Origin of the sequence: Pricia sp., assembly GCF_041745955.1 — a bacterium.
In the GTDB taxonomy this organism is placed as follows: Bacteria; Bacteroidota; Bacteroidia; order Flavobacteriales; family Flavobacteriaceae; genus Pricia.
Genome location: NZ_JBGTHY010000423.1, coordinates 1 through 7,337, shown reverse-complemented (window position 1 = coordinate 7,337; position 7,337 = coordinate 1). Strand labels below are relative to the sequence as shown.

General features: G+C 42.3%; 9 protein-coding genes. 4 read left to right on the top strand and 5 right to left on the bottom strand.

All coding sequences use genetic code 11. The features are described 5' to 3' along the window. The 5 genes from ACEW8S_RS15025 to ACEW8S_RS15005 all read right to left on the bottom strand — a co-directional run. On the bottom strand, positions 1–154 hold a 154-nt coding region (locus ACEW8S_RS15025), incomplete at its 3' end, for an NAD-dependent epimerase/dehydratase family protein (protein WP_373518943.1). 81 nt (positions 155–235) lie between these two features. Further along, positions 236–1,348 (bottom strand): GDP-mannose 4,6-dehydratase, encoded by a 1,113-nt coding sequence (gmd, locus tag ACEW8S_RS15020; protein WP_373518942.1) that lies wholly within the window; start codon positions 1,346–1,348, stop codon positions 236–238. 246 nt (positions 1,349–1,594) lie between these two features. After that, a complete protein-coding gene (locus ACEW8S_RS15015) occupies positions 1,595–2,956 on the bottom strand; it encodes an ATP-binding protein (RefSeq protein WP_373518941.1) in 1,362 nt (453 codons plus the stop codon). A gap of 201 nt (positions 2,957–3,157) precedes the next feature. After that, on the bottom strand, positions 3,158–3,685 hold the full coding sequence (locus ACEW8S_RS15010) for a type II toxin-antitoxin system HipA family toxin (protein ID WP_373518940.1): 528 nt from the start codon (positions 3,683–3,685) through the stop codon (positions 3,158–3,160). A 5-nt stretch (positions 3,686–3,690) separates the two neighbouring features. After that, positions 3,691–3,978, bottom strand: a complete 288-nt coding sequence (locus tag ACEW8S_RS15005; RefSeq protein ID WP_373518939.1) for a helix-turn-helix domain-containing protein — start codon at positions 3,976–3,978, stop codon at positions 3,691–3,693. 166 nt (positions 3,979–4,144) lie between these two features. On the opposite strand from ACEW8S_RS15005, the gene ACEW8S_RS15000 reads away from it, so the two are divergent. The 4 genes from ACEW8S_RS15000 to ACEW8S_RS14985 all read left to right on the top strand — a co-directional run. Beyond that, on the top strand, positions 4,145–5,548 hold the full coding sequence (locus tag ACEW8S_RS15000; RefSeq protein ID WP_373518938.1) for a methylmalonyl-CoA mutase subunit beta: 1,404 nt from the start codon (positions 4,145–4,147) through the stop codon (positions 5,546–5,548). A 99-nt stretch (positions 5,549–5,647) separates the two neighbouring features. Further along, positions 5,648–5,908: a UPF0175 family protein gene (locus ACEW8S_RS14995; protein ID WP_373518937.1), complete on the top strand. Its 261-nt coding sequence runs from the start codon at positions 5,648–5,650 to the stop codon at positions 5,906–5,908. After that, positions 5,908–6,405, top strand: coding sequence for a DUF3368 domain-containing protein (locus tag ACEW8S_RS14990; RefSeq protein WP_373518936.1), 498 nt, complete (start codon positions 5,908–5,910; stop codon positions 6,403–6,405). The genes ACEW8S_RS14995 and ACEW8S_RS14990 overlap by 1 nt, the downstream gene beginning before the upstream one ends. Positions 6,406–6,596: 191 nt before the next feature. Beyond that, positions 6,597–7,337: methylmalonyl-CoA mutase family protein (locus ACEW8S_RS14985; RefSeq protein ID WP_373518935.1), on the top strand; the 741-nt coding region annotated here is incomplete at its 3' end.

Below are 7,337 nucleotides of genomic sequence, written 5' to 3'. Positions count from 1 at the left end.
AAAATTTGGCTACCGACTTGCCATCGATAAGGTCAAGTTCAGCGTGCGTACGGAATACCAGATTCGAATAGCCTTTTCGCTTTAGGTTTTCAAGGATGGCACTACCTACTAGACCGCGATGACCGGCAACATAGATTTTTGAATTCTTTTCCATAGTTATTCTGTGATGGCTTGGGGGCAGGATTACGTCTCCTTAAGACTAGCACTATCTATTAAGACAACCTCAAATCAATGATTATTCGTAATAATTCAGGGTAGGATAGCCACCTTCTTGAAGATGTTGTTCCTTTTTCATAAGTTTAAAGTCACTGGCCACCATTTCCTTGACCAATTCTTGAAGGGAATACTTAGGAGTCCAGCCCAATTTTGTGTTCGCTTTGGTCGCGTCACCTATCAACAGATCCACTTCGGTAGGGCGGAAATATTTGGGGTCGACGGCAAGCACCTCTTTACCGATTTCCAATTGAATATCGGGGTCGGCACATGATGCCACATGGGCTTTTTCGTTTTCGCCGCTTCCGGTGAATTCCAAAGCTATACCCAATTCACCGAAGGCCATTTTTACAAATTCACGAACGGCAGTGGTCTTACCGGTGGCAATGACCCAGTCTTCGGCCTCGTCCGCCTGAAGAATCATCCACATCATCCGCACATAGTCTTTGGCATGCCCCCAATCTCTCTTAGCGTCAAGATTGCCCAGATAGAGCTTATCCTGTAGACCGAGGGCAATCCGGCATGCCGCCCTGGTAATTTTACGGGTTACGAAAGTTTCGCCGCGTATCGGCGATTCGTGGTTGAACAATATACCGTTGCAAGCGAACATATTATACGCTTCCCTATAGTTTACGGTAATCCAGTACGCATACATTTTGGCCACTGCATACGGACTACGCGGATAAAAAGGCGTCGTTTCCGATTGGGGAACCTCTTGTACCTTTCCGTAAAGTTCAGATGTCGATGCTTGATAGATCCGGGTCTTTTTTTCCAATCCCAAAAGCCGAACGGCATCCAAAATACGCAATGTGCCAAGACCGTCCGCATTTCCCGTATACTCCGGAATCTCGAACGATACCCCGACATGGCTCATGGCCGCTAGGTTATAAATCTCATCGGGTTCTATCTCTTTAATAAGGCGGATAAGATTGGTGCTATCGGTCATATCGCCATAATGGAGAATAAAATTTCGGTTGGCTACATGCGGGTCTTGATAGAGATGGTCGATTCGGTCGGTATTGAACAGCGAGGCACGTCGTTTAAGACCGTGCACCCGATATCCCTTTTTCAACAAAAATTCGCTTAGGTAAGCTCCATCTTGACCTGTAACGCCTGTAATAAGTGCTACTTTCATTTGAGGACGATTTGATTTTACTTTATTTCAAAGACCAAAAATAACCTATTCCAAGCCGTATCTAAAGCTCAATGACTACTAAATATTAACTGTGAATTCAACAATTACCATCCTCAGAAAATAAATACGTTGTAATTATAATATGTCCACAATTCCGAGCCCTAATTTTGAAATCCGCAGTTAAAGCGAACCCTGACTTTAACCATAGCATGACAAACCTATAATCTAAACCACGTTTCAAAAAAGTTATTCCAAAGAATAACCGTTAACAAAGTATTGGATATAGCCCGGTAATTGTGTCCCCAAATAATAGGGTAAATTCATCAGCAAGAATGCAGTTCCATCTCTAGTAGTGGCTTTTTCTATTTTAAAGTGCCCGGCGTATATTCTAATGGCATACGGATGTTCGACCCTATCCATAAACTCATGAAGTGATTTCAACGTTCCTTTCGCACCAGACTTTATCTCGATGGGAATAATCTTATCCCCATACGGATATACCAAATCCACCTCAGCGGAGGATTGCCTTTTCTCACGGATCCAAAAATGGGGCTTTATGTTTGCAATCGTATTTAACGAAATGACCTCTTGGGTAATCAAGTGTGGTATGATGGCCCCTTTAAAAGCATCGCTTAAATCTTCCATTCCCAAGAGCCGGGCCTGTATATCCAATGTGTAATTTACAAGACCTGTATCCAAAAACTGTAACCTAGGTGATTTTCTGATGTTTGGTTTTAAAGGTGGTTCAATATCGGTGGTAGGGTATATCAGTTGTATAATTTTAGCCGCATCAAGTTGGCGCATCGCTTCACCGACCTCCCTGGACTTATAATTTGAATTCCCGAAATTCTGAAATTTGATTCGTTGATCTATGTATAGGGGAGCAGTGTCAATAATGTGTTTAATTATCCTCCTTTCATTGGCCCCAGTAGCATACTTTTCCACATCGTTTTTATAGGTGCCCCAAATACTCTCATACATTTTGGGCAGTTCTGCCAAGTTATTATTTTCAATATCGGTTCTAACAATTTCGGGCATCCCTCCGATAATGGCATATCGATGGAATAGATCCAACAACGTCTTATGGGCCAACTCCTTTATGGGGATCGCGGTTAGCCTTTCTAAGGCAGCGGTATGCTGCAGGGCATCGAGATATTCGTGAAAATTTAAAGGATGGAGATATAAAAATTCGATACGTCCTACCGGGAAACTTTTTACATCCTTCATGGCAAATTCCAATAATGAGCCTGCTGCAATAACATTAAGACCGCGAACTTCCTCATAAAAGTATCGCAAGGATTGGATCGCACTGGGCAATTCCTGTATTTCGTCTATAAAAAGTAAGGTAGTCCCTTCATCTTTCGGACGAATGTTGTTGGACAGAAACAGTGCCTCCACTATTTTCCTGACATCATCGTAGGTCTCAAAGATCGCTTTATCCGATGATTTTTCGAGGTTCAGATAGATATAATGTCTATAGCCTTCTGCAAAATCATTTACCAATGTGGTTTTACCGACCTGTCTTGCGCCTCTTAATATTAAGGGTTTTCTGTTTTTACGGACTCTCCATTCCTTCAAATAGGAAAGCGCATGTCTCTTAAAATTCATTTTATTCGTAGATTTGTAACAAAGTAAGGGTAAATTTATGGTTTACTTGTAACAAAGTAAGGGTAAATTTCTAACTTAACCGTAACAAAGTAAGGGTAAAATTGGGAATATGTGGATTGTGATTCATTTTATACTTCCATTTTACATCTTAAAAAGGGCTTTCTGGGCCGGCACCTGATCGTTGACTTAGAAGACGAGCTGTTAAAACCTAAAAGCCCTTTCCATTATTTCCTGTTCCTTTTTTGGTATCCCAATTTGGCCCGCAATGGATTTCCAATTTTTGACAACCGCTAAAACTTCATCCAAAATAGTCTCCATTTCATCATCCCCCAAGCGAAAATATTCCCCTACGCTTTTCGCCAGATCAAAATCCAACGCATTATCGTACATATCAATGTTAAGCGAGAGACCGTCTTTCTCGATTGAAGGATTCAGGTCATAGGCCGGAGACAAAATCCATCCTTTTTGGGTCAATATAAAACCATGATTTCTTAAATGATCATCGGTGTTGGAGATGGCAATATTAAACACGATCCTACGCCATAATTGGTGTAGGTTGCTATTGACATTTGCGCCATGGTTTTCTATGAATTCGACTATTTCCAAACAACTGGCGGCTTTATCCCGAATACTATCTTCGCTATTGCCGGTCATGGTCATGGCAGAAGCAAAATGAATACGTGTTCCGTTTTGTCGATCGAAGCGTTGGGTCAGAAAGGTGTGTGCCATGGCAATTATAATAGATCAAGGTCTTGAAGTTTTCTGCCGAACTCATCATCTACCCCGAGTTTTAGGAAATCATCTTGAAGGTTGAACACCCGAAAGACGTTGAAATATAATCCTAAGGCGACCGATGGATCACCTTTTTCTATACGATAGAGGGTAGCCCTATGGATACCGGCACGCTCCGAAACCTGCTCCATAGTTAGCTTCCGCCGCTTGCGGGCCAACCGTACATTTTCTCCTAATTGTTCAAAAGTTTTGCGATATTTTGGAAGAACTATCGCTTTTTTGGAATTCATGGTGTTGTTTATTTGCATCAAAAATAATAATTTTGTAATTAATAAGCGACATTTATTATAATATTACGAACTTTCCGGATATCAATTTGATGTTGCGTAATGTTTAAAAGCTTTCCATTTCCCTTTTTAAATCGTATTTTTCAGTAAAAGGATTATGCTCCGACCTATGGCAAAAAACCTATTCAACGAATTCGATCCGGTCTCCGCAAAAGCTTGGAAGCAGAAAATTCAATACGAGCTTAAGGGGAAGGACTATAACGAGCATTTGGTATGGGAGTCTCCCGATGGTATCAAGACCAAGCCTTTTTACCATGCCGAGGACTTGGAGAACATTGATCTACGCCCCTCGGAAAAGCTTTCATGGCATATCGCCCAAGAAATCTTTGTCGCCGATGCCGCAAAAGCCAATGGAAAAGCGCAGGATGTATTGCTACGTGGCGCGGAAAGCTTGATTTTTACGGTTCCTTCCGAATTGGTAGACCTCGAAATTTTACTTAAAGGCATCGATTTGGACGCGGTTCCGCTACATTTCAACTTCCGGTTTTTATCCGCCGATCAAGTAAAAAAGGCAATATCGTTTGCGGGAAAATCAACGGGTAACATCCATCTTCATATCGATAGTATCGGAAAGCTGGCGAAATCAGGGAATTGGTTTTTTGACAAGGATAAAGATTTTGAAATATTAGCGAATATTTTAGCCGTGGCCCAACAAAACGGAACAACGAATGTACTTGGCATCGACACATCCCTATACCAAAATGCCGGGGCGAACAGCGTACAACAATTGGCATACGCGCTTGCCCATGCCAACGAATACCTGAACCGCTTCGATCCGGAATCCATAGGAGAAGTTACTTTCAAGATAGCGGTCGGCGGTACCTATTTTTTTGAAATCGCCAAGATCAGGGCCTTGCGCAAATTATGGGAAGCCTTGGCAGCGGAATATCAAGTGTCAGCCAAATGTCATATTCTAGCCATCCCATCAAAACGCAATAAGACCTTGTACGGTTACAACGTGAACTTGCTGCGCAGCACCTCCGAATGTATGTCCGCCATTTTGGGCGGGGCCGATACCGTTTGCAACCTTCCTTACGATTCGATGTATCATAAAGACAACGAATTTGCGGAACGGATCGCTAGAAACCAACTGGTCATCTTAAAGGAAGAGAGCTATTTTGACGCTATCGATAATCCGGCCGACGGGGCGTACTACATTGAATCCCTGACGCAACAATTCGCGGAAAAAGCCTTGGTACTTTTTAAGGATATCGAAGCGAACGGAGGTTTTTTAAAACAATTGAAAGACCATACCATCCAAAGAAAAATAAAGGAGGGTGCCAACAAAGAACAGCTGCGTTTTGATGCTGGGGAGGAAATTTTAGTGGGTACCAACGCCTATCAGAATACAAAGGATAATATGAAGGATACTTTAGAACTTTATCCTTTTGTCAAAACGAAACAGCGGAAAACGCTGATCGAGCCTATTATCGAAAGGCGGTTGGCAGAGGAGGTGGAGAAAGAACGGTTGAAGGTGGAAGGATGGAGTCGGCAGTCAACCCCGAAATTTTGAGAGTAGTCAGTGTTACATAACCAGTGATGCTTTATGTAAATCAACCTCTAAACATTAAACAAACAAGAAAATCATTAAATTTGAGTAAAAGTAAAGAATATGAATTTACAGACAATATCGATAGACTTTCCAAATGATATTCTTTTGGCGCTCAACGAGACGGAGAAAGAGCTTAAAGAACGTATCAAGCTGACATTGGCAATACAGCTATACAAATCTAAAAAGCTAACGATCGGAAAAGCCGGTCAACTTGCCGGACTATCACGGTTTGAATTTGAAAAACAGCTTTCAAAAAATAAAATTTCCATCTCAAATTTGACCAAACAAGATGTTTTAAATGATATTGATAAATTGAAATAATGAAAAACGGACTTGTTATTGCCGATGCAGGACCAATCTTTTCTCTAGCGATTCTCGATAAATTAGAAATTTTGGACCAGCTATTTGACGAGATTAAAATACCAAATGCAGTTTGGAATGAAATTACCTTAATAAAGACAACCGAATTTTATGATACTATTGAAAAATACTTCCAAACAAAGGTCAACAATATCAAGGGGTTTAATGAACTTACTTTTGTTATGGATTATGGCGAATCCGAATCGGTTATCCTGTACAAGGAACTCAACGCGGATTTTTTACTGATCGATGATAAGAAAGCCAGAGATATCGCCGAAAACCTTGATGTAAGATGCATCGGGACATTGGGAATTCTATCCTCTGCGAAAAGCAAGGGAATTATTAAAGAGCTAAGACCGCTGTTCAAAACCCTATTGGACAATAATAGATATTACTCCTTGAAATTGATAAACACCGTCCTTGAAAGAAACCACGAAACTAGGATACACAAAGCATAACAACGTATCCTATGAAATAAGGAGAGTCTGTGCTAGGCCCATTGGCTTGGGCTTGTTTGCGGGGTCGCCAAATCTTTTGATTTGGCAACTCAGAAAAAAGATAGTCACAAAATGCAAAAGATCCGGCTTGTGCTTGGCGCATTGGCCATTGCCTATCGACCTACCCTACTTTTCATATACGAACACGTTAAATGCAAAGAAAAAATATACAACATATCAAATTGCCGAAAATTGTAAATCCGGAATCCGGGATCTGGAATTTCAGGCACCTCAACTTCGCGGCCGGCATCCCTCCCTACCTCCGAGGCCCATACGACACCATGTACGTACAGCGGCCATGGACAATTCGGCAATACGCAGGGTTTTCGACCGCCGAAGAAAGCAACGCCTTTTATCGACGGAACCTGAAAGGGGGGCAAAAGGGACTTTCCATCGCCTTTGATCTTCCTACCCATCGCGGATACGACAGCGACCACGAACGGGTTGCCGGTGATGTGGGCAAGGCCGGGGTGGCCATCGATACCGTGGAGGATATGAAAATGCTCTTCGATGGTATTCCTTTGGATGAAATGTCCGTTTCCATGACCATGAACGGAGCGGTACTGCCGATTATGGCCTTCTTTATCGTGGCCGCGGAAGAACAGGGCGTTCCCATGGAAAAACTGACTGGCACCATCCAGAACGATATCCTGAAGGAATTTATGGTGCGGAACACCTACATCTACCCCCCTGCCCCGTCGATGGAGATCGTTTCCGATATTTTCGAATTTTCCAGCAAATACATGCCCAAGTTCAACAGCATCAGCATTTCGGGATATCATATGCACGAAGCGGGCGCCACGGCCGAACTGGAATTGGCGTATACGCTGGCTGATGGATTGGAATACATACGAACAGGATTAAAGGCGGGATTGAATATCGATAATTTCGCC

Bases quoted from the DNA above. Each gene is read 5' to 3' on its own strand.
- gmd (WP_373518942.1), bottom strand. From the start codon at position 1,348: ATGAAAGTAGCACTTATTACAGGCGTTACAGGTCAAGATGGAGCTTAC.
- ACEW8S_RS15015 (WP_373518941.1), bottom strand. From the start codon at position 2,956: ATGAATTTTAAGAGACATGCGCTTTCCTATTTGAAGGAATGGAGAGTC.
- ACEW8S_RS15010 (WP_373518940.1), bottom strand. From the start codon at position 3,685: ATGGCACACACCTTTCTGACCCAACGCTTCGATCGACAAAACGGAACA.
- ACEW8S_RS15005 (WP_373518939.1), bottom strand. From the start codon at position 3,978: ATGAATTCCAAAAAAGCGATAGTTCTTCCAAAATATCGCAAAACTTTT.
- ACEW8S_RS15000 (WP_373518938.1), top strand. From the start codon at position 4,145: ATGGCAAAAAACCTATTCAACGAATTCGATCCGGTCTCCGCAAAAGCT.
- ACEW8S_RS14995 (WP_373518937.1), top strand. From the start codon at position 5,648: ATGAATTTACAGACAATATCGATAGACTTTCCAAATGATATTCTTTTG.
- ACEW8S_RS14990 (WP_373518936.1), top strand. From the start codon at position 5,908: ATGAAAAACGGACTTGTTATTGCCGATGCAGGACCAATCTTTTCTCTA.